The 21,803-nt window shown below is 73.4% G+C and carries 16 protein-coding genes; 8 read left to right on the forward strand and 8 right to left on the reverse strand.

Annotation, left to right across the window (positions count from 1 at the left end; all coding sequences use genetic code 11):
• The first annotated feature begins 8 nt into the window (after window positions 1-8).
• From Dvina_RS13155 to Dvina_RS13175, 5 genes are all read left to right on the forward strand, one after another.
• A complete protein-coding gene (locus tag Dvina_RS13155; protein ID WP_223102763.1) occupies window positions 9-2,267 on the forward strand; it encodes a DUF5682 family protein in 2,259 nt (752 codons plus the stop codon).
• Window positions 2,264-3,514: a VWA domain-containing protein gene (locus Dvina_RS13160; RefSeq protein ID WP_223102764.1), complete on the forward strand. Its 1,251-nt coding sequence runs from the start codon at window positions 2,264-2,266 to the stop codon at window positions 3,512-3,514. The genes Dvina_RS13155 and Dvina_RS13160 overlap by 4 nt, the downstream gene beginning before the upstream one ends.
• Complete coding sequence (locus Dvina_RS13165; protein WP_223102765.1) at window positions 3,511-5,646, forward strand: hypothetical protein; 2,136 nt, start codon at window positions 3,511-3,513, stop codon at window positions 5,644-5,646. The genes Dvina_RS13160 and Dvina_RS13165 overlap by 4 nt, the downstream gene beginning before the upstream one ends.
• A 181-nt stretch (window positions 5,647-5,827) precedes the next feature.
• On the forward strand, window positions 5,828-9,367 hold the full coding sequence (gene dnaE, locus Dvina_RS13170; RefSeq protein ID WP_223102766.1) for a DNA polymerase III subunit alpha: 3,540 nt from the start codon (window positions 5,828-5,830) through the stop codon (window positions 9,365-9,367).
• Window positions 9,368-9,392: 25 nt separating this feature from the next.
• Entirely contained in the window at window positions 9,393-10,784 is a 1,392-nt protein-coding gene (locus tag Dvina_RS13175; RefSeq protein WP_223102767.1) for a hypothetical protein, read from the forward strand.
• Here Dvina_RS13175 and Dvina_RS13180 read toward each other — a convergent pair.
• A complete protein-coding gene (locus Dvina_RS13180) occupies window positions 10,751-11,032 on the reverse strand; it encodes a CBU_0592 family membrane protein (protein ID WP_223102768.1) in 282 nt (93 codons plus the stop codon). The genes Dvina_RS13175 and Dvina_RS13180 overlap by 34 nt on opposite strands.
• A 75-nt stretch (window positions 11,033-11,107) precedes the next feature.
• Here Dvina_RS13180 and Dvina_RS13185 point away from each other — a divergent pair, with 75 nt between their 5' ends.
• Window positions 11,108-11,998: a LysR family transcriptional regulator gene (locus tag Dvina_RS13185; RefSeq protein ID WP_223102769.1), complete on the forward strand. Its 891-nt coding sequence runs from the start codon at window positions 11,108-11,110 to the stop codon at window positions 11,996-11,998.
• A 9-nt stretch (window positions 11,999-12,007) separates the two neighbouring features.
• Here Dvina_RS13185 and Dvina_RS13190 read toward each other — a convergent pair whose 3' ends face one another.
• Together Dvina_RS13190 and Dvina_RS13195 are read right to left on the reverse strand one after the other, a co-directional pair.
• The gene (locus Dvina_RS13190; RefSeq protein ID WP_223102770.1) at window positions 12,008-13,132 is read right to left on the reverse strand and encodes a WD40 repeat domain-containing protein; all 1,125 of its coding nucleotides are present in this window, start codon (window positions 13,130-13,132) and stop codon (window positions 12,008-12,010) included.
• 174 nt (window positions 13,133-13,306) lie between these two features.
• Window positions 13,307-13,825, reverse strand: a complete 519-nt coding sequence (locus Dvina_RS13195; RefSeq protein WP_380030174.1) for a SigE family RNA polymerase sigma factor — start codon at window positions 13,823-13,825, stop codon at window positions 13,307-13,309.
• 84 nt (window positions 13,826-13,909) lie between these two features.
• Between Dvina_RS13195 and Dvina_RS13200 the strand changes: the two genes are divergently transcribed.
• Window positions 13,910-14,251: a hypothetical protein gene (locus tag Dvina_RS13200; protein ID WP_223102771.1), complete on the forward strand. Its 342-nt coding sequence runs from the start codon at window positions 13,910-13,912 to the stop codon at window positions 14,249-14,251.
• Window positions 14,252-14,371: 120 nt separating this feature from the next.
• On the opposite strand, the gene Dvina_RS13205 is transcribed toward Dvina_RS13200, so the two are convergent.
• Both Dvina_RS13205 and Dvina_RS13210 read right to left on the reverse strand, forming a co-directional pair.
• On the reverse strand, window positions 14,372-15,586 hold the full coding sequence (locus tag Dvina_RS13205) for an SGNH/GDSL hydrolase family protein (RefSeq protein ID WP_223105501.1): 1,215 nt from the start codon (window positions 15,584-15,586) through the stop codon (window positions 14,372-14,374).
• Window positions 15,587-15,692: 106 nt separating this feature from the next.
• Complete coding sequence (locus Dvina_RS13210) at window positions 15,693-16,631, reverse strand: coiled-coil domain-containing protein (protein ID WP_223102772.1); 939 nt, start codon at window positions 16,629-16,631, stop codon at window positions 15,693-15,695.
• A gap of 171 nt (window positions 16,632-16,802) precedes the next feature.
• On the opposite strand from Dvina_RS13210, the gene Dvina_RS13215 reads away from it, so the two are divergent.
• Window positions 16,803-17,018 (forward strand): ferredoxin, encoded by a 216-nt coding sequence (locus tag Dvina_RS13215; protein ID WP_223102773.1) that lies wholly within the window; start codon window positions 16,803-16,805, stop codon window positions 17,016-17,018.
• Here the strand turns inward: Dvina_RS13215 and meaB are convergent.
• From meaB to Dvina_RS13230, 3 genes are all read right to left on the reverse strand, one after another.
• On the reverse strand, window positions 17,015-17,986 hold the full coding sequence (meaB, locus tag Dvina_RS13220; RefSeq protein ID WP_223105502.1) for a methylmalonyl Co-A mutase-associated GTPase MeaB: 972 nt from the start codon (window positions 17,984-17,986) through the stop codon (window positions 17,015-17,017). The genes Dvina_RS13215 and meaB overlap by 4 nt on opposite strands.
• Window positions 17,968-20,007 carry a methylmalonyl-CoA mutase gene (scpA, locus tag Dvina_RS13225; RefSeq protein ID WP_425516563.1) on the reverse strand — a complete coding sequence of 680 codons (2,040 nt, stop codon included), beginning with the start codon at window positions 20,005-20,007 and terminating at the stop codon, window positions 17,968-17,970. The genes meaB and scpA overlap by 19 nt, the downstream gene beginning before the upstream one ends.
• A 92-nt stretch (window positions 20,008-20,099) precedes the next feature.
• Window positions 20,100-21,800 (reverse strand): methylmalonyl-CoA mutase subunit beta, encoded by a 1,701-nt coding sequence (locus tag Dvina_RS13230; RefSeq protein WP_223102775.1) that lies wholly within the window; start codon window positions 21,798-21,800, stop codon window positions 20,100-20,102.
• Between the last annotated feature and the right edge of the window lie 3 nt (window positions 21,801-21,803).

Consider the following 21,803-nt stretch of genomic DNA (forward strand, 5'->3'; position numbering starts at 1 on the left):
GGTGCGCGATGCCCGCGACCTTCATCGGGGTGCGCCACCACAGCCCCGCCTGCGCCCGCCTGGTCGGCGACACGATCGCCGCCCTGCGGCCCGCGTTCGTGCTCGTCGAGGGGCCGGCGGACATGAACGACCGGATCGGGGAGCTGCTGCTCGGCCATGAGCTGCCGATCGCGGTGTTCAGCAGCTACCGCGACGAGGAGCGGCACGCCGGGTCGTGGGCGCCGTTCTGCGAGTACTCGCCCGAGTGGGTCGCCCTGCACGCCGCCCGCGACGCCGGGGCCGACGTCCGCTTCATCGACCTGCCCGCGTGGCACGAGGCCCTCGCCGGGCGCGAGAACCGATACTCCGACGCCGAGGAGCGCTACGAGGAGGCGATCGACCGGCTGTGCACGTCGTTCGCCGTCGACAACGTGGACGCGCTGTGGGACCACCTCTTCGAGATCGAGCCGGCGGCCGGCCTCGAGGACCGGCTCGCCGCCTACTTCGACCTGCTGCGGGGCGAATCCGAGGCCGGCGCCGGGGACCGGGCGCGCGAGGAGTACATGGCGCGGTGGGTGCGGGCCGCGCAGCGCGATGCCGGCGAACGGCCGGTCGTCGTGGTCACCGGCGGGTTCCACCGGCCGGCGCTGATCCGGCTGGCGGCGCAGGAGGACGCCGGCGCGGACTGGCCCGAGGCGCCAGTGCTGCCCGCCGGGGCGGTCGGCGGAAGTTACCTCGTCCCGTACTCGTTCCGGCGGCTCGACGCCTTCGACGGGTACCAGTCGGGGATGCCGTCACCGGAGTACTACCAGCGGCTGTGGGAGTCCGGGCCCGACCGGGCGGCCGAGGGGCTGGTGGCCGCCGTCGTCGAGCGGCTGCGGGCGAAGCGGCAGCGGGCCTCCACCGCGGACCTCATCGCCGCCCGGGCCTGCGCGGCCGGGCTCGCCACCGTGCGGGGGCACGCGTCCCCGGCCCGCACCGACATCCTCGACGGGCTCTCGGCGGCGCTCGTGCAGGACGCTCTCGACGAGCCGCTGCCCTGGGCCACGCGCGGGCGGCTGCGAGCCGGGACGCACCCAGTCGTCGTGGAGATGGTGGCCGCGCTGAGCGGCGAGCGGGTCGGGCGGCTGCACCCCGGCACGCCGCTGCCGCCGCTCGTGCACGACGTGACAGCGGCGATCGAGCGCGAGGGGCTGGCCGTCGCCGGGACGGTCGCGGTGGCGCTCACGAGCGCGGACGGGCTGCGACGCAGCCGGATGCTGCATCAGCTGCGGGTGCTGGCGATCCCCGGGTTCGTGCGGCGGCGCGGCCCGGCGACCGGGATCGACCCGGTGCTCGACGAGCAGTGGACGGTCACCGATCACGAGCACCGGCTGCCGGCGCTCATCGAGGCGGGGGCCTACGGGGCGACGCTGGAGCAGGCGGCGGCCGCGCATATCGCCGAGCGGATCGCGGCGGCCGGCGGCAAGGTGGGCGTCCTGGCCGGGGCGCTGTTCGACGCCGCGCTGTGCGGCACCGGCCGGCTCTCCGACCGCGTGCTGCAGGACCTGCGCCTCGGCATCGCGGCGGCGCAGGAGCTGGGTGAGCTCGGGCACCTGCTCGGGGTACTGCTGGCGCTGTGGCGGCACGACCGGCTCCTCGGCACCGCCGGGTCCGCGGCCCTCGACGCGGTGATCGTCGCCGCGCACGACCGGGTGCTCTGGCTCGCCGAGGGCGCGCGGGGTGCCGCGCTGCCGGCCGACCCGGCCCGCATCGGCGCGATCGTCGCGCTGCGCGACACGGCCCGGCACGGCGGGCCCGGCGTCGACCGGGAGGCGGCCGCCGCCACGATGGCGCGGGTCGCGGCCGCCGCCGAGGCGCCGCCCGACCTGCGGGGCGCCGCGTTCGGGTTCGGCTGGGCCCTCGGCGAGCCCGACGATCCGCTGCGCGCGGTCCGGGGCGCGGGCGGGCCGGTGGCGCTCGGCGACTGGCTGGCCGGCGTGTTCGGCGTGGCCCGCGAGGAGGTCCTGCACGCCGACGGGGTCCTCGACCTGCTCGACGAGATCGTGTCCGGGCTCGGCCCCGACGACTTCCTGATCGCGCTGCCGGCGCTGCGGCAGGCGTTCGCATACTTCCCGCCGCGCGAACGGGAGACCATCGCCGGCCACGTGCTGCAGCGCCGCGGCCACCGCGGCTCCGGCCGGGCCCTACTGCGCCGCCCGGCCGCCGACCCGCAGGTGCTGGCCCGCGCCGCCGCCCTGGAGGCCCGCGTCGACTCCGCCCTCGCCCGCCAGGGACTCCTCCGATGAGCACCGGCCCGACGCCACCCGACCCCGCGTCCGACCCCGCGCCCGATCCCGCGCCCGGCGCGGTTGGTGAGCCGGTGGGCGGCGGGGCGGATGCGGGGCTGCAGCGGTGGCGGCTGGTGCTCGGGGCGGCGGCCGACGGCGCGTTCGGCCGCGGTGGCGGGGCGGGTGGAGCGGGCGGCGGTGGGGTGCTCGATGCCACCGGGGAGGGGCAGGACGCGGCGCTCGACTGGCTGTACGGGCGGGACGAGGAGCAGCAACGGCGTGGGGTGCGCCGGCAGCAGGGGCAGGCCGGTGGGGACGGGCCGTCGATCGTGACGACCGTGGACTGGCTCGATCAGATCACCCGGCTGTTCCCCAAGGAGACCGTCGAGCGGCTCGAACGCGATGCCGTGGAGCGGTACGAGATCCATGACGTGGTGACCGATCCGGCGGTGCTGGCCCGCATCGAGCCCAACGAGACCCTGCTGCGGGCCGTGCTCAGAACGAAGCACCTCATGAACCCGGAGGTACTGCAGCAGGCCCGGCGAATCGTCGAAGCGGTGGTGCGCCGGCTCCTGGAGCGGCTCGCGACGGAGGTCCGGCGGGCGTTCACCGGGGCGCGCTCGCGCCGGCCGAGCCGGTTCCGGCTGGCCCGGGACTTCGACGTGCGGCGCACGATCCGGACAAACCTCGGGCACTACCGGCCGGCGGAGCGCAAGGTCTACGTCGAGCAGGCGTACTTCTTCTCGCGCAGCCGCAAGCACATCGAGCGCTGGCAGCTGATCCTGCTCGTCGACCAGTCGGGGTCGATGGCCGGCTCCGTCATCCACGCCGCCGTGACGGCCGCGTGCCTGTGGGGGCTGCCGGGCGTGAAGACCCACCTGGTCACGTTCGACACCGATGTCGTCGATCTCACCGACGACATCGACGACCCCGTCGAGGTGCTCATGAACGTGCAGCTCGGCGGGGGTACCGACATCGCCCGGGCGGTCACCTACGGCGCGCAGATGGTCGAGCAGCCCCGCCGGACCATCGTGGCGATCATCAGTGACTTCTACGAGGGCGGTGACCCGCATCTGCTGGTGCGGCAGGTGAAGTCGCTCGTCGAGCAGGGCACCAGGGTCCTGTGCCTGGCGGCGCTCGACGAGCAGGCCGACCCCGTGTACGACCCGGCGATGGCCCAGCGGCTCGCCGACGCCGGCGCGGCGGTGGGTGCGATGACGCCGGGTGAGCTGGCGAACTTCGTGGCCGAGCAGGTGGGGCGATGAGGGCCGACGTGCTCGCGCTCACGCCCGAGGCCCTGGCCGCGCTCACCAACCGGGGGCTGGTGAAGCGGGCCGCGCGGGAGGTCGAGGCCGGGCCGCCGGCGGTGGCGGAGGACGCGGCCGGGACGCTGCGCGCCACGTTCGCCGACGGGGCCGCGCCGGCGCTGCCCCGGGGCGGCCTGGAGAAGGCGGCCTGCACCTGCGGCGCGGTGGGCGTGTGCCGGCACGTGCTCGGGCTGGTCCTGGCGTATCAGGCGGCGGGGGCGCCGGGCCCCGACCGGGCCGGCCCGGCCGCAGCATTCGAACCGTGGTCGCCGGGCGAGTTCACCGATGAGCAGCTGGCCGGGCGGGTCGGGGCCCGGATGCTGGCCGCGGCCCGGCGGGCGCGCAAGGCCGGATACACCGCGCGCGTGTACCGCCCCGGCGGCGCCGAGGCCGCGCCGCGCGTCGACCTCGGGTCGGCCACCGTGCGGTTCCTGGTGCCGCACGACCTCGGGTTCGTGCACACCGACGCCGTCGCCGGGACACGCGACGACGTGATCGCGCTGGCCGTGTGGGCGTTCCGGGTCGCCGACGAGCAGGCCCCCGACCAGCCCGACGTGCAGGTCGACGTCGGGGACCGCCGGGACCGGCCGGAGACCGACGGGCTGGGCGCCGCTGTCGAGCTGGCGAGCGAGGTGCTGCTCGGCGGCGCCGTCAACATCGGCGGCGGGATCGTCGCCGGGCTGGCCGACGTGCGGCGGCGGCTCGACCGAGACGGGCTGCGCTGGCCGTTGCTCGCGGTGGAGGAGCTGGGGGAGCAGCTGGAGGCGTACCGGGGGCGGGGCAGCGGATACACCCCGGAGCGGCTGGCCGGCGTGCTCGGAGAGCTCCACGCGCGGGCCCGGGCGGCGCGGGGGCTCGGCGGCGGCGCGCGGGCCCGGCTGCTCGGCACCGAGGAGGCGGCCGAGACGCCCCTGCGGCGGGCGCGGCTCGACGGGCTCGGGTGCCGGGTCGTGGCCGCCGGGAGCGAGGCGGCGGGCGACGAGCGGCGGGTCGTGGAGGTGTTTCTCGCGCACGCCGACAGCGCCACCGTGCTCGTGCTGCGCCGGGCCTGGCCCGGGGCCGAGACGGGGGCCCAGCTCGGGCGGCGGCGGCTCGCCGGGGTCAGCGTGGCCCAGCTGGCGGCGGGCAACCTGGTGACGGAGTCGGCCGTGCGCAGCGCCAGCCGGGCGGTCCGCCTGACGGCGAGCCGGGTCGCGAAGACCACCGTGACGGCGTCGAGCGGGGCCTGGGACCGGCTGCCCGACGCGCTGCTCGTGCGCGACCTGGGCGCGCTCGTCGCGGAGCTCGACCGGCTCCCGCCCCGGGTCGTGCGGCCCCGCGTGGAGGCCGAGCTGGTCCGGGTCCTCGCCGTCGCCGAGGTGCGCGAGATCACCTACTCACCGGGCGCCCAGCGCATCGACGCCCTCCTCGCCGACGCGCAGGGCAACGTGGCCACCCTCACCGCCACCCACACCGCCGCCGCACCCGGCCGCCTTGACGCGCTCGCCGCCGCGCTCGCCGCCGGCCCCGCGTTCGTCAGCGGCGTCGTCCGCCGAGCCGGCGGCGGCATCGAGATCGACCCCCTCGCCATCGCCGTCCCGGACCGCCCCGCCACCCCGCTCACCGGCCCGAGCAACACCGCGCCCGTCGGGCCGGGCGGCGCCCCGCTCACCGGCCCGAGCAGTGCCCTGCACGTCGGCCCGAGCGGCGCCTCGCACGTCGGCCCGAGCGGTGGTCAGGGCGGCGGGCAAGCGGGCGGAGCGCGTGGTGAGCAGGGGGGTGGGACGGTGGTGGTGCCGGATCTGGCCGAGGCGGTCGGTGGAGCGCTCGGGCCGCACTGGGCAGACGGGCGGGATGCGCTGCGGGCGGTGCTCGATCAGGCGATCGGGGTCATGGCCGAGGTGCCGCATCGGGGTCTTCGGCACCTGCCGCCCGGGTTCGGTGACCGGCTGGGCGCGGTCGGTGACGGGTTGACGAACGTCGGTCTGTATCGGGCCGCGGAGGCGGTCGGGCGACTGCGCGCGAGCCTCGGACCGGAGCCCGGCGCGGCCGCCGCGGAGGCGTGGGTGGACGCCCATCTGCGACTGACGGTGACCGCCGAGATGCAGTAGCCAGAACCCGATAGGGCCGCCGCGAAACGCCTGTTCATCGACTGACCGTGACCACCGAATCGCAGTAACGAGAAGCACAGCGACACGAATGGGAGGACCGCGCCCCGGATGCCGAAAATCGCCGCCGGGGCGAGTAGGGTCCAGGGCCGGACCTGTCAGACCGAGCCCCGGGGGGTTGAGCATGGCCGACTCGTTCGTGCATCTCCACGTGCACACCGAGTACTCCATGCTCGACGGCGCCGCGCGCCTCAAGGAGATGTTCGCGGAGGCGAACCGGCTCGGCATGCCGGCCGTGGCGATCACCGACCACGGCAACATGCACGGCGCGTACGACTTCTACAAGCAGGCCAAGGGTGCGGGCGTGACGCCGATCCTCGGGGTCGAGGCGTACGTGGCGCCGGAGTCGCGGCTGCACAAGCAGCGCGTCAAGTGGGGGCGGCCGGACCAGAAGAACGACGACGTGTCCGGCTCCGGCGGCTACACGCACAAGACGATCTGGGCCCGCAACAAGACAGGCCTGCACAACCTCTTCCGGCTCAACTCGCGGGCGTCGATCGAGGGGCACTTCGTCAAGTGGCCCCGGATGGACGCCGAGATCATCGCCGAGCACGCCGAGGGCCTCATGGCCACGACCGGCTGCCCGTCGGGTGAGGTGCAGACGCGGCTGCGGCTCGACCAGTTCGACGAGGCGCTGAAGGCGGCGGCCAAATACCAGGACATCTTCGGTAAGGAGCACTACTTCCTCGAGGTCATGGACCACGGGCTCGACATCGAGCGGCGGGTCCGCGAGGGTCTGACCGAGATCTCCAAGCGGCTCAACATCCCGCCGGTCGTGACGAACGACTCGCACTACACGCACCAGGCCCAGGCCGAGGCCCACGACGTGCTGCTGTGCGTGCAGACCGCGGCGAACATCAACGACCCCAACCGGTTCCGGTTCGGCGGGTCGGGCTACTACCTCAAGTCGGCCGACGAGATGCGGGCCGTCGACACGTCCGAGCTGTGGCAGGCCGGGTGCAAGAACACGCTGCTGGTGGCCGAGAAGGTCGACACCGCCGGGATGTTCGAGTTCCACAACCTGATGCCGCGCTTCCCGGTGCCCGAGGGTGAGACCGAGGAGTCGTTCTTCCGGGCCGAGGTCGCCCGGGGCATGGCCCGGCGGTTCCCGAACGGCGTCGACGAGGTCCACCAGAAGCAGGCCGACTACGAGACCGACATCATCCTGTCGATGGGCTTCCCGGCGTACTTCCTGGTCGTCTCCGACTTCATCATGTGGGCCAAGAACGAGGGCATCGCTGTCGGGCCGGGGCGTGGCTCGGCGGCCGGAAGCCTTGTCGCATACGCGATGGGCATCACCGACCTCGATCCGCTCCCGCACGGCCTGATCTTCGAGCGGTTCCTCAACCCGGACCGCGTCTCGATGCCCGACATCGACATCGACTTCGACGAGCGCCGGCGCGGTGACGTCATCCGGTACGTGACCGAGAAGTGGGGCGACGACCGGGTCGCGCAGATCGCCACGTTCGGCACGATCAAGGCCAAGGCCGCGATCAAGGACTCGGCCCGGGTGCTGGGCTACCCGTTCGCGGTCGGCGACAAGATCACCAAGGCGATGCCGCCCGCGGTGATGGGCAAGGACATCCCGCTCTCCGGCATCTTCGACCCGAACCATCCCCGGTACTCCGAGGCGGTCGAGTTCCGCACCCTGTACGACAGCGACCCCGACGTGAAGAAGGTCGTCGAGACCGCGAAGGGCCTCGAGGGCCTGATCCGCCAGACCGGTGTCCACGCCGCCGGCGTCATCATGTCCGCCGAGCCGCTCATCGACCACGTCCCGCTCATGCGGCGCGACGCCGACGGGGCGATCATCACGCAGTTCGACTACCCGACCTGCGAGACGCTCGGCCTGCTGAAGATGGACTTCCTGGGGCTGCGCAACCTGACGATCATCGACGACGCGGTGAAGAACATCAAACGCCGCGGGATCGAGCTCGACCTGCTCTCCCTCGAGCTGGACGACAAGCCGGCCTACGAGCTGCTGGCCCGCGGCGACACCCTTGGCGTGTTCCAGCTCGACGGCGGCCCGATGCGCTCGCTGCTGCGGCTGATGAAGCCGGACAACTTCGAGGACATCTCCGCGGTGCTGGCCCTGTACCGGCCTGGCCCCATGGGCGCCAACTCCCACACGAACTACGCCCTGCGCAAGAACGGCCAGCAGGACATCACCCCGATCCATCCGGAGCTGGAGGAGCCTCTCAAGGAGATCCTCGGCCCCACCTACGGGCTGATCGTGTACCAGGAGCAGGTCCAGCGCGCCGCGCAGAAGCTGGCCGGGTACACCCTCGGGCAGGCCGACCTGCTGCGCCGGGCCATGGGCAAGAAGAAGAAAGAGGTCCTGGAGAAGGAGTACATCCCGTTCCGCGACGGTATGCGCGCCAACGGCTACAGCGACGAGGCGATCAAGAGCCTCTGGGACGTGCTCGTCCCGTTCGCGGACTACGCCTTCAACAAGGCCCACACCGCCGGTTACGGCCTGGTGTCCTACTGGACGGCGTACCTCAAGGCCAACTACCCGGCCGAGTACATGGCCGCCCTGCTCACGAGCGTCGGCGACGACAAGGACAAGATGGCGATGTACCTGGCCGAGTGCCGGCGCATGGGCATCGAGGTCCTCCCGCCCGACGTCAACGAGTCGATCGGCCCGTTCGCCCCGGTCGGCAGCAACATCCGGTTCGGCCTGGCCGCCGTGCGCAACGTCGGCCACAACGTCGTCGACGCGATCGTGCGCTGCCGGCAGACCGCGAACGGGCTGTACAAGGACTTCGACGACTTCCTGTCCAAGGTCGACGCGGTCGCCTGCAACAAGAAGACGATTGAATCCCTGATCAAGGCGGGCGCGTTCGACTCGATGAAGCACCCGCGGCGGGGCCTGCTGGCCATCCACGCGGACGCCATCGACAACTACGCCGACCTCAAGAAGAACGAGGCGATCGGGCAGTTCGACCTCTTCGGCGACCTGCTCGGCGGCGACGACGCCGCCCCGGGTGGCGGCACGGCGATGGCGGTGCAGATCCCCGACATCGAGTGGGACAAGCGCGAGCTGCTCACGTTCGAGCGGGAGATGCTCGGCCTCTACGTCTCCGACCACCCGCTGTTCGGCCTGGAGTCGGTGCTGTCGAAGGCGGCCGACACCGAGATCAGCCGGCTGTCGGAAGAAGGAGCAATCGCCGACGGTACCGTCGTGACCCTCGCCGGCATGCTCACCGGCGTCCAGCGGCGCATCACCAAGCAGGGCAAGCCGTGGGCCTCGGCGTCCCTGGAGGACCTCGGCGGCGCGGTCGAGGCGCTGTTCTTCCCCAACACCTACGAGCTGGTCGGGCAGTACATCGCCGAGGACGCGATCGTGGTCGTCAAGGGCCGCGTCGACAGGCGCGACGAGACGCCCCGGCTGATGGCGATGGACCTGTCGATCCCGGACGTCAGCACCGCCGACGAAAACCGCCCGGTCGTCCTGTCGCTGCCGGCCACCCGCTGCACGCCGCCGCTCGTCGACCGGCTCAAGGAGATCCTGGTCAACCACCCGGGCAAGGCCGAGGTGCACGTCAAGCTGCTCAACGGCTCCAAGGTGACGCTGCTGCGCCTGGGGCCGTACCACGTGAACAACACCACCGCCCTCAAGGGCGACCTCAAGGCGCTGCTCGGTCCCAACAGCTTCAGCTGAGTGCATCTCGGGGTAACCTCGGCGGGTGCACACGCACGTCCGGTCCCTGTGGCTGTCCCGGCGAGCACGGTGGTCGGCGTCCGCCGTCGCCGTGCTCGCCGTCGTGCTGCTCGTCGGCGGCGTGGTGTATCGGATCAACCAGCGCCCGTACGGGTTCAAGACGTTCGACCGGGTCGGCGGGGTCGCGCTGCCCGCCGGCAGCGAGCGGCCCCGGGCCTTCCTCGACGGCGGGCGGGCGTTCCTGGGCCGCGCGACCGGCGGCGGCGGATACGAGCTGCGGGCCGTCGACTCGGACCGCCCGGCCACCGCGATCTGGACCAACACCGGCCTGACCGACGTCGACACGTTCCGCTACGCCCGCGGCATGGTCCAGGTCACCGGCCTCGCCGACGCGCGGGGCGGCCGCCGCGTCACGCTGCTCAACGCGAACAACGGCCTGGCGTTCCGGACGTTCGACGTGGCCGCCGGTGACCGCTGGGCGCTGATCGGCAAGTACTTCGTCCGCTACGCGGACGCCGAGCACCGCCTGACCGTCACCGACGTCGGCAGCGGCCGCCTGAACGCGAACCTCGACCAGTCTGCGCCTGGGGAGGGCCGGCCTGGCGAAGCGGCGCCGGGCCGGCCTGGGCGAGGCGCGGCGAGCTGGTGGCTCATCGACAACTGGAGCGGCCAGCAGGTGCCGACGTCGCCGGTCGGGGAGCCGCTCGACGAGGCGCTGACCGTCGACCCGCACATCGTCCGGGCCACCGCGGACGGCGGCCTGGAGGTCGTCGACCTCGCCGGCGGCCGGGCGCTCGGCGGCGGCAAGGGCCTGGTGAACCCCGACTCGCTCGTGTACCCGTACGAGGAGCAGGTGTTCACCGTGGCGCGGGCGGCCGGGTTCGAGCTCAGGGCGTACACCCGCGAGCATTTCGGCAAACCGCAGTGGACGTGGGCGTCGCCCGACCCCTCCGCCCGCCCCCTGTTCGTGAGCGCGTGCGGCGAGGAGCGCATCTGCGTCGGCGAGGACCACGCCGTGACCGAGCTCGACACCGCCACCGGCGCTGTCGTGTTCCGGGTCGCGGCCGAGCGCCCGTCCCAGGCCATCCCCGTCGGCGACCGGATCATGCTGCGCACCGCGTCGGTGGCCGAGGGCGTGGTCGAGACGCTGCTCGACGCGCAGGGCCGGACGGTCGACAGCTGGCGGGGCAAGCGCGCCGCCCGCCTCGACGAGGGCAGCTACCTGCTGCTGCCGGCGGTCCCGGCCGCGGGCCCCTTCGCCTGGATCGGCGTCGACGCGCAGCACGGCACGGCCCGCGACCTCGGGTCCGTCGACGCCCGACCCGACTCGTGCACGTGGAGCCACACCTATCTGGCCTGCGCCACGGCGGGCGAGTTCGCGTTCTACCGCATTCGGGCGCCCTGGTACTCCCTCTGATCCGACTTCGCCCGCGAGGTGCGCGCGATCCGGAACATGGCCACCGCGCCGATCCCGACCCAGATCACGTTGAGCCCGGCCGACGGCCAGGCGTGGTTGACCGCCGAGTTCCAGCCGAGCGCCGCCGCCCCGACGATGTTCATGGCCTGGAAGACGAACCCGTCTCCGGTCAGGCGCCGGGCCGAGACCAGCCCGTACGCGACGAGGACCAGCGCGGCCCCGATCCACCCCACGATGTCGATCACCATGGGCCCGATCCTCGCAGCAAGCTCCGCTAACGTGTGAGCGAGAATTCCTACAGCCTGACTTCAGCGGGACTGCACATGGACCTGGACCCCCGCCGCCTGGCCGTCCTGGCCGCGATCGCCCGCCGGGGCACGCTGGCCGGGGCGGCGGCCGCGCTGCACGTCACCCCGTCCGCCGTCTCGCAGCAGCTGGCCGCCCTGGAGCACAGCGTGGGCCGCCCGCTCGTCGACCGCTCGGGCCGCCGGGCCGTCCTCACCGCCGCGGGCCGCCTCCTGGCCGGCCGGGCGGAGGCGATCGCCCGCGAGCTCCTGGAGGCCGAGCGCGAGCTGGCGGCGCTGTCGGGCCGGGCCGCGGGCCAGGTGCGGGTGGCCGCCTTCCCGACTGTCATCCGGCACCTGCTGGTGCCGGCGATGGCGCTGTTGGCCGCGGATTTTCCGGACGTGGTCTGCTCGATCACGGAGCTGGAGGGCGCCCCCGCGCTGCGCGAGCTCCGGCTCGGCGGCATCGACGTGACGATCACCGAGCGGGACGCCGGGTCGCGCAGCACCGCGCCCCGCTCGGTGACGGTCGTGCCCCTCTGCGACGACCCGTACCGGGTGGTCGTGCCGGTCGGCTGGCCGCCTGTCCACTCCTACGCCGACCTGGCCGACCGCCCCTGGGTGGCCGGGTCGGCGAACTCGACGACCGGGCAGATCCTGGACCGCGTCGGCCGCGAGCGCGGCCTGACACCCCGCCGCGTCCACGAGTGCCTGGACTACCCGACGGTCCTGGCGCTGGTGGCGGCGGGCCACGGCGCGACGATCGTGCCGGACCTCGCCCTGCGCGGCGTCGACCGCGACGAGATCACGGTGACCACGCTGCCGGTGGCCGGCGCCCGCCGCCTCGACGCCCACGTCACCGCCGGCCGGGCCCGCCTCCCCGCCGTCGAGGCCCTGCTCACCTGCCTCAGGGCCGTCGCGCCGGCCTAGCCGCCCCGGTCAGCCCGGATACACGACGAGCCTGATCGGCCGGGCCAGGAGCGTGACAGTCGTGAGCGCGCCGGTGTCCCGGGCGATCACCTCGATCGCCGCCGTGCCGACCGAGAACGGATCGCTCCGGCTCGGGGCGAGGTGCAGCAGCAGCGGCCCGTCGGCGTTGATGCCCAGCAGGTAGCGCTCGTCCGGCGGCCCGTACTCGACCCCGCCGTTCGCACCCGGGCGCTCGGCCGCCGGCCCCTTGTCCGGCAGCGGGTACCGCACCGTCAACCGCCCCTCGCCGAGGTCGTACCCCACGAGCGAGCGGTGCTCTCCCTGGGTCGCGGTGAGGTACACCGTGCGGTCGTCCGGGCCGAGCGTCACCGACCCGGACTCGGCCGGCACCGTTTCGCCGCGGGGCAGCCCGAGGTCGGCGATGTTCTGGGCGATGTGCCCGGTCGCACCGTCGGCCAGCCGCAGCCCGTTGAACGGCGACCCGGGCGCCTGGCACAGCACCAGGGTGCCGGAGTTGCGGATCGCGCAGGCCCGGTTGGGGGGCGCGGGGTCGAGCGGCACCGTGGTCCGCGCTGCGGTGGCGAGGTCGACGATGGTCGCGGACCCGCTGCGGGCCGGCACCACCAGCTTCCCGCCGTCGGGCGAGAAGTGTGCGCCTTCTCCCGGGGGCAGCTCCTGCCGTCCGGTGCCGGCCAGGTCGCGCAGCACCCGCGTCTGGTCCGGCCGCAGGGTCACCAGCCACCGCCCGTCCGCCGAGATCGCCTGCACCTGGAGCCCGTCCACCCGGTACTGGTGGCCGTCGGCGGTCAGCACCGCCCAGGCGCCCGTGTCACCGTTGAGGTAGGCGAGCGTGGCCCGCCCGACGCCCCGGTCCTCGGGCAGCAGCGGCGGCGACTGCTCCGGCACGATCCGCCCCGGCAGGCCGGCCGCGCCCGGCGGTGACTCGGGCTCGGCGCCCCGCCCGAACGGCACGGCGACCGCCACCAGCCCGGCCACCACGAGCAGCGCCGCGGCGACCGGCACCAGCCGCGTCACCAGCTGCCGGCGCCTGACCACCCGCACCGCCCGGTCGGTCACGTCGTACTCGCGCGCATCCTCCGCCACTTCGACAAGCACGTCCCGCAGCCCGGTCACGTCGCCTCCTCGCTTCGCTCGTCGTTGCCGTGCCCGTCGGGCTGTGCTTGCCGGTGACCGGCCCCTCCACTGCGTTCCGGACCGGTCACGTCGCCTCCTCGCTTCGCTCGTCGTTGCCGTGCCCGTCGGGCTGTGCTTGCCGGTGACCGGCCCCTCCACTGCGTTCCGGACCGGTCACGCCGAAACCTCCGCATCCTCGATGAGCTCCGCGAGCTCGGGCGCGATGACCCGCAGCCGGGCCAGCGCGTGGTGGGTCTGGCTCTTGACCGACCCGACCGAGCAGCCGAGCGCGTCGGCGGTATCGGCTTCGGAGAGGTCCTCGAAGTACCGCAGCACGATCACGGCCCGCTGCCCGGGAGCCAGCCGGGCCAGCGCGTTGCGCAGCACGATCCGCCGCACCGCCTCGGCCGACTCGTCGCGCCCGCCGGCCCGGTCGGGCGGGTCGGCGGTCGTCATCTCCAGCCGCCGCCGCGCGCGCCACGACGAGACGTGCTCGTGGTAGAGCGCCCGCCGCACGTAGGCGTCAGGCGCCCCGGCCCGCGTCACCCGCCTCCAGTGCCGAGCCACCTTGACCAGCGTGACCTGCACGAGGTCCTCGGCCGCATGGTGATCGCCGGTCAACAGGAAGGCGATCCGCGACAGCCGCCCCAGCCGTGCCGCAACGAACTCCCGAAAGCCCGCTTCATCGTCCACCAGCACCCCTCACGATGTCGTCCACACCCGGGTACACGACCCCACCGACATCCGGGGTTGGCCCCCGCCGGAGAGAATGACGACGTGCGGAGCCCCTTCCTCGTCATCGAGCGCGACCGCTTCGTGGCTCGCCTGCCCGACCACGGTGACGACCTCGAGCGCCTCCAGGACCAGGACTTCTACGTCACCGTCGACGGCGGCCCGACCTACTGCGTGACCCTCATGACCCTGGAGGCGATCGACGCGGTCCTGCGCCGATGGGCGCAGACCGGCGAGGGCGCGGGGGGACGGTACTTCTACGCGACGGATCTGGTCATCACGCCGCGGCCCGGGATCACCGCGATGATCGAAGCGATCGAGGCCCTCGTCGCGGCCGACGAGCTCGCCGGTGCCGGCCGGATCATCCCCGCCTCGGCCGCCGATTGACGGACGCGGCGGCGCCGTCGGGGGAAGGCCGCCGCCACCCCGGCCGGGCGGTGGCGCTCGGCGCACCGAGCCGGCCGGGGTTGAGCGCTACGCGCTGCTCGCGTACGCCGGGGGCTGACGCTACGACGTGGTGATGGTGCCGTCGGGCCGGCGGGCACAGGTGACCGCCCGGGCCGCCGTGGTGGACGCGCCGGCCAGGCACTTCGCGAGCACGGCCTGCCCCGCGGCCGTCGGGTGCCAGGACTCCTGGCACGTCTGGAAGTACGAGACACAGGTATTGGCGATGCGCTGGATGTCGAGCTTGTCCTTGCCCGACAGGCTCGTCACGAACGTGCCGCTGGGGCCGTCCTGCAGGCGGATCGGGGTGGCCAGGGCGTTCGCCGGGCTGCCGGGGTGCTCGCAGAGGCGGGCGCCATCGAAGGCGTGCTGCACGTCGAGGAACACCAGGTCGTCGCTCGGGAACTCGGCGGCGACGGTGTTGCGCACGTTCTGCACCAGCGTGCCGAGGCCCTGGGAGAAGAGGTGGCCGGCCGAGAGGCTCGCGCGGTGGATCGGGCAGCCGGCGGCGTAGCGCAGGGCGCCGAGGTCGCGGAACTTGTCGCGGTCGTCCTGGCGGCCGTCGGCCTCCCAGTAGGACGGGTCGAGGTCCAGCGGGAGCGGGTTGGTGTAGTCCTGGAAGACCACGCGGTGCTGGTGGTCGGCGTCGACCTGGTCCAGGGTGGTCAGCAGCTGGCGGATCGCGGCGACCGTCTCGGCCGTGGCCGCGTCGAACTGGGCCTGCGTGGCGAGGTCGCCGGCGGCGCACGGGGCCTGCGGGACCGGGCCGTTGAGGTAGGCCCAGAACTCCCACCAGCCGGTCCACGCGTCGGCGATGAAGCGGTTCGCGCACTTCTCGGCCACGTCGCCGAACGTGAACTGGCTGTTGTTCGAGCCGAGCCCGACGAGTACGAGATCGATGTCGTGGGTCTGGGCGACCGCCCGCAGCTGGTCCAGCTGGGCGGCGACCGTCCGGCCCTTGTCGCGGGCCGATGAGGGCTGGGCGAAGTCGGCGGGGCGGCCGCCGGAGCAGGCCAGGTTGTAGCGGTCCTGGATGCCGGGCAGGGTGGCCTGCTGCAGTGACGCGTTGGCCGAGCGGTGGCAGAAGTAGGCGTTGCTGTTGGGCGCCGACCAGCCGGGGAAGCCCTGGGCCACCCCGTTGACGTCGACGACCGGCTGGTAGTTGCCGGCGCCCTCGCCGCTGATGAAGCTGTCGCCCAGCGCGACAGCGGCTGTGGGTAACGCGGCCTGCGCCGGCGCACTGGTGGCGACCAGTGCACTGCCGGCGACGACCGCCATGACGAGCGCGGAGCGGAGGTACGTGTTCAAGTCGGTCTCCTCGGTCCCAGAACGTGAAGAGTTCTCGGATCAGATCACGGGAGACCTATGGTCGTCAATGTCCTACCTAGTAGATGGACATATGCACGTGGTTCGTGTGGTCGCTGCTCGGGTCGCCCTGCCCGCTGCGGTAGGGGTGCCAGCCGGCGGCGGGGGTCCAGATCTGGCGGTACCAGATGACGTACATGACGCCGAGGGCCGGCGCGTTGCGCACGAGCCACGTGGCCAGCTCCGTGCCGTACTCCTTCGACGCCCCGGCCGCCACCCCGCCGAACCCCGAAGGGTCGGCGGCGAAGTCACAGGCCCGGCCCTTCGGGTGCTCGTACGGCCCGCCCGGCCGGAAGCACGACACGTAGTGCGCGAAGCCGGCCAGCTTCACCTGCTCCAGCGCATGCACGGTTCTCGGCGTGAGGCACCCGGCCGTCGTCGGGTCGTGCAGGCTGCACGTCTCCTCCGGCCACGCCCCGTCGCTGCGGCGCGGTGCGGGCTGGGCGGCCACGAGCGGCGCCTTCGTGCTCATCGTCGTGCCCGGGTCCAGGATCGGCTGCGACTCGCGGTTCAGGGCCGCGGCGAGGGCCTGCTCGACGGCGGTCTTCTGCTGGGCCATGACCGTGAGCTGTTGCTGCTGGCGGGTGACCTCGGCGGCGATCGTCGCCCGGTTCGCGTCGAGGCTGGCCCGGACACTGGCCAGCACCCGCAGCTGCGCGGACTGCCGCCGGGCCACGAGCTCGAGCAGGCTCACCCGGTCGGCGAAGACGCCGGGGTTCGGCGAGTCCAGCAGCGTCGCCGCATCGCGCAGCCCGCCGCCGTACTGGTACGCCTTCACGGTCACCATCTCCGTGGCCGCGACCAGCCGCCGGTACTGCGGCTCCAGCTGCGCCTGCTGCGCCTCGACGAGCGCCTGGCGGGTCTGCGAGGCGGCGAGCAGATTCTGCGCGTCGATGAAGGCCCGGTTCGCCGTCTCCAGGCGCTCGGAGAGTTCGATCGAGCCGGCCCCCTCGTCCACGGTGGCACCCGGCGACGGCCGTGGAGCCGCCGCCGCGGACACGGGCGTCAGCAGAGCCGCCAGTGCGCAGAGCACGGCCACAAGCCACGGGGATCTGGACATACCACAGTCACATCGGCCTTCGGGGCGGCAACTTTATGGAAACCCAAAAGCTTCGATAGGTTGTACCGCATGTGGCGCATCACGATCAGCGAGACGTGCATCGGCTCCGGCAGCTGCGTCGGCGTGGCCCCCGAGTACTTCGACCTGGATGACGCCGAGGGCCGGGCCCGGCCGATCAGGGCCGACGTCGAGCCCGACGAGACGGTGCTCGACGCGGTGGCGAACTGCCCCATGGAGGCGATCACGGTGACCGACCTGGAGACCGGCGCGACAGTCGACGCCTAGGAGCCCGAGTGGTAGGCGGCCAGGAGCCGCTCGGCCGCCTCGACCGGGGTCAGGGTGCCGGACCGGACCGCGCGTTCGACGTCCGGGGTCAGGGCGCGGACCGCCGGTGAGGTGCGCAGGCCGTCCAGCAGGGCGTCGCGGGTCATCGACCAGACCCAGCCCAGCTGCTGGCGCTCGCGGCGGGCCCGCAGTTCGCCGGTCGCGGCCAGGTCGTCGTGGTGGCGGCGGAGGCGGTCCCAGAGGGCGTCGAGGCCCGCGCCGGTCAGGCCGCTGCAGGTCAGGACCGCGGTGTCCGAGTGCAGGAGGCGCAGGGCGCCGGAGAGTTCGCGGGCGGCGGCTCGGGCGTCCTGTTCGTGGGGGCCGTCGGCCTTGTTGACGGCGATGACGTCGGCCAGTTCCAGCACGCCCTTCTTGATGCCCTGGAGCTGGTCGCCGGTGCGGGCCAGGGCCAGGAGCAGGAACGTGTCGACCATGTCGGCGACGGCTGTCTCGGACTGGCCAACGCCCACCGTCTCGACGAGCACCACGTCGTAGCCGGCGGCCTCGACGACGACCATCGCCTCGCGGGTCGCCCGGGCCACGCCGCCCAGGGTGCCGGAGGTGGGGGAGGGGCGCACGAACGCGGCCGGCGCCGCGGCCAGGCGGTTCATCCTCGTCTTGTCGCCCAGGATGCTGCCGCCCGTGCGGGTCGAGGACGGGTCGATGGCCAGGACGGCCACGCGGTGGCCGGCCTCGATCAGGTGCATGCCCAGGGCGTCGATGAACGTGGACTTGCCCACGCCGGGGACGCCCGTGATGCCGATCCGCCGCGCCGCCCCGCCCGCAGCGGCCAGGGCGTGCAGCAGCTCCTGGGCCCGCGCCCGGTGGTCGGCGCGGGTGGACTCGACGAGCGTGATCGCCCGGGCGATCCAGGCGCGGTGGCCCCCGCGGACGCCGTCGACGAGGTCGCTCAGTGCTGCAACCGGGATCGCAGCACCTCCAGGAGACTCGCGGCCGCGTCGGCGATGACGGTGCCCGGGCCGAAGATCGCCGCCGCGCCCGCCGCCCTGAGCTCGTCGTGGTCGCCGGGCGGGATGACGCCGCCGACGACGATGAGGATGTCGTCGCGGCCGAGCCCGGCGAGCTCGTGGCGCAGGGCCGGCACCAGTGTCAGGTGGCCGGCGGCCAGGGAGTTGACGCCGACGATGTGCACGTCGGCCTCGACCGCCTGCCGGGCCACCTCGGCCGGGGTGGAGAACAGCGGGCCCACGTCGACGTCGAAGCCGAGGTCGGCGAAGGCGGTGGCGATGACCTTCTGGCCGCGGTCGTGCCCGTCCTGGCCCATCTTCGCGACCAGGATGCGCGGGCGGCGCCCCTCGTCCTCGGCGAACGCGTCGGTCAGGGCCCGGACCCGCTCGACATTGCCGGCCCCGGCGGCCTCGTCGCGGTACACCCCGGAGATGGTACGGATCTGCGCCGTGTGCCGGCCGAAGACCTTCTCCAGCGCGTCGGAGATCTCGCCGACCGTCGCGTGCGCCCGGGCCGCCGCCACCGACAGCTCGAGCAGGTTCCCGCCGTTCGCGGCACCCTCGGACAGCGCGGTGAGCGCCGCGTCGCAGGCGGCCTGGTCACGGGAGGCCCGCAGCTGCGCGAGCTTGGCGATCTGCGCCGAGCGCACCGCCGAGTTGTCGACCTTGAGGACCTCGATCGGCTCGTCGGTGTCCGGGCGATACTTGTTCACCCCGATCACCGGCTGCCGGCCCGAGTCGATCCGGGCCTGGGTGCGGGCCGCCGCCTCCTCGATGCGCATCTTGGGGATGCCCTCGCTGATCGCCCGGGCCATGCCGCCGGCCCGCTCGACCTCCTCGATGTGGGCCCACGCCTTCGCGGCCAGATCGTGGGTGAGCCGCTCCACGTAGGCGCTGCCGCCCCACGGGTCGATGACCCGGGTCGTGCCCGACTCCTGCTGCAGGAGCAGCTGCGTGTTGCGGGCGATGCGGGCCGAGAAGTCGGTCGGCAGGGCCAGGGCCTCGTCGAGGGCGTTGGTGTGCAGCGACTGCGTGTGGCCCTGGGTCGCGGCCATCGCCTCGATGCAGGTCCGGACCACGTTGTTGAACACGTCCTGGGCGGTGAGCGACCAGCCCGACGTCTGGCAGTGCGTGCGCAGGCTCAGCGACTTGGGGTTCTTCGCCCCGAACCGCTCGACCAGCCGCGACCACAGCAGCCGCCCGGCGCGCAGCTTCGCGACCTCCATGTAGAAGTTCATGCCGATGGCCCAGAAGAACGACAGCCGGGGCGCGAACACGTCGACGTCGAGCCCGGCCGCCTGCCCGGCCCGCAGATACTCCACCCCGTCCGCGAGGGTGTACGCGAGCTCGAGGTCGGCCGTCGCCCCCGCCTCCTGGATGTGGTACCCGGAGATGGAGATCGAGTTGAACTTCGGCATGTGCCTGGAGGTGTACCCGAAGATGTCGCTGATGATCCGCATCGACGGCTCGGGCGGGTAGATGTAGGTGTTGCGGACCATGAACTCCTTGAGAATGTCGTTCTGGATCGTGCCCGCGAGCTGTTCGGGCGCGACCCCCTGCTCCTCGGCGGCGACGATGTACAGCGCCAGGATCGGCAGCACCGCACCGTTCATGGTCATCGAGACGCTCATCCGGTCGAGCGGGATGCCTTCGAAGAGCCGGCGCATGTCCAGGATCGAGTCGATGGCGACCCCGGCCATGCCGACGTCACCGGCGACCCGTGGGTGGTCGGAGTCGTAGCCGCGGTGGGTGGCCAGGTCGAACGCGACCGACAGGCCCTTCTGCCCGCCGGCCAGGTTGCGCCGGTAGAACGCGTTTGACTCCTCGGCGGTGGAGAAGCCGGCGTACTGCCGCACCGTCCACGGCTGCGTCGTGTACATGGTCGGGTAGGGCCCGCGCACGTACGGCGGGATGCCCGGCAGGCTGTCCAGGTGCGTGACGTCGGCGAGGTCACCGGGCCCGTAGAAGCTCTTGACGTCGATGCCCTCCGGCGTCGGCGAGACCGACGACTCGGCGACGTCGGACGGGTCGGCGTCGCGCGGCGTGCCGAGCGCGATCTCGGAGAAGTCGGGAATCACTGCGCCACTCCCAGGTCGAGATGCGTCTGGCGCAACACGTCGAGCGCGTCGCAACCCATGTACAGGTAGGAGTCCACGCCGTCATACGGACCCTGGCCGGCCAGCCAGATCCGGGTCACGCCCTCGGCCCGCAGGCGCGCCGCCAACTCGGCGACGCCGGAGGCGTAGGAGCGGTCCGAACCGCAGATGCAGGCGACAGGCGACGTGCTGTCGGCGGTGAGGCGGACGCCGCCCGCCGCGAACAGGTTGGTGGCGAACGAGACGCGGGCCGAGTTGGCCGCCGTCGGACCCAGCGTGACGAGCCGGACCGTGGGCGGGTCGGCCCGGGCGTCGGCGGCGTCGCGGAGGAGTTCGAAGCTCTGGGAGTACCAATGCCGCGGTAGTCCGCCCGAAGGCGGCAACGGTGCCGGGGGGCGCACCGGCCGGCGCTCGGCCAGGTCCGGGAACTCCGAGACGCCGGTGATCGGCTGCCGGCGATGGGCGAGGTCGGCGTGGCGCCGCTCCCAGGTCGTGCCGATGCGGTCCCCGACAAGCCCCGAGCGCAGCGCCGCGGCCATGCCGCCGGCCCGCTCGACCTCGGTGAACACGTCCCAGGCGGCGTGGGCGAGGGCGTCGGTGAGCGACTCGACATACCAGGAGCCGCCGGCCGGGTCGAGGACGCGGGCGGCCCCGGACTCCTCGATGAGCAGCGACTGGGTGTTGCGCGCGATGCGGCGCGAGAAGGCGTCGGGCAGGCCGAGCCGGGCGTCGAAGGGCTGCACGGTGACCGCGTCGGCGCCGCCGGCCCCCGCCGCGAAGCACGCGATGGTGGTGCGCAGCAGGTTGGTCCACGGGTCGCGGGCGGTCATCATCGCGCTGCTGGTCACGGCGTGCTGCCGCTGCGCGCCGAGGTGCGGCACCTCGCAGACCTGCGCGACCCGGGACCAGATCCGGCGGGCCGCCCGCAGCTTGGCGATCGTGGCGAACTGGTCGGCGGTGGCGGCGAACCGAAACTCGAGCTGCTGGAGCGCCATGCCGGCGCTGAGCCCGGCCCCGACGAGTTCGCGCAGGTAGGCGAGGCCGGTGGCGGTCGCGTACCCGAGCTCCTGGGCGTCGCTGCCCCCGGCGTCGTGATACACCGTGGCGTCGACGGTGGCGACCGGCACACCGGACATCTTGGATAGTTCAGACAAAATGCTCGTGTCGTGTACCGTCCCGGTGCGCGCGGTGAGCCCGAGCGGGTCGGCGCCGAGATTGCCGGATTTGTCGGCCCCGGGCAGCGCCAGGAACGCGCGCGCGGCGGCCAGCGTGTCGGCGCCGTTGTCCAGCACCACCCCGGCCAGGTCCAGCAGCACGCCGTCGAGGGCCTCGGCCAGGTCGGCGGGCGCGATGCCGGCCAGCCACAGCGAGGTCGCGCCGTTCTCGAGGTCGGCCAGCACGGCCGCCCGGGTCACCTTCGGGTCGGGGTCGGCGTGGCGCTGCCGGACGTCCCACGGGCGCGGCGCCGGGTGCCCGCCGCGCACGAACGGCACGTGCCCGGGCTGCCCCGCGGGCGGGGCCGGGTCGGCCGCGGTGTACAGCGGCGCGATGCGCACGCCGTCGTAGGTGTCGGTGGCCAGCAGGTCGGCCACCGCCTCCGGGGGCGTGTCCTCATCGGCCCGCCCGGACTTGCGCAGCACGCCCAGGGCGAGCCGCTGCCAGTCCAGAAGATCGCTCATGCT

This window comes from Dactylosporangium vinaceum (assembly GCF_019904175.1).
Classification (GTDB): domain Bacteria; phylum Actinomycetota; class Actinomycetes; order Mycobacteriales; family Micromonosporaceae; genus Dactylosporangium; species Dactylosporangium vinaceum.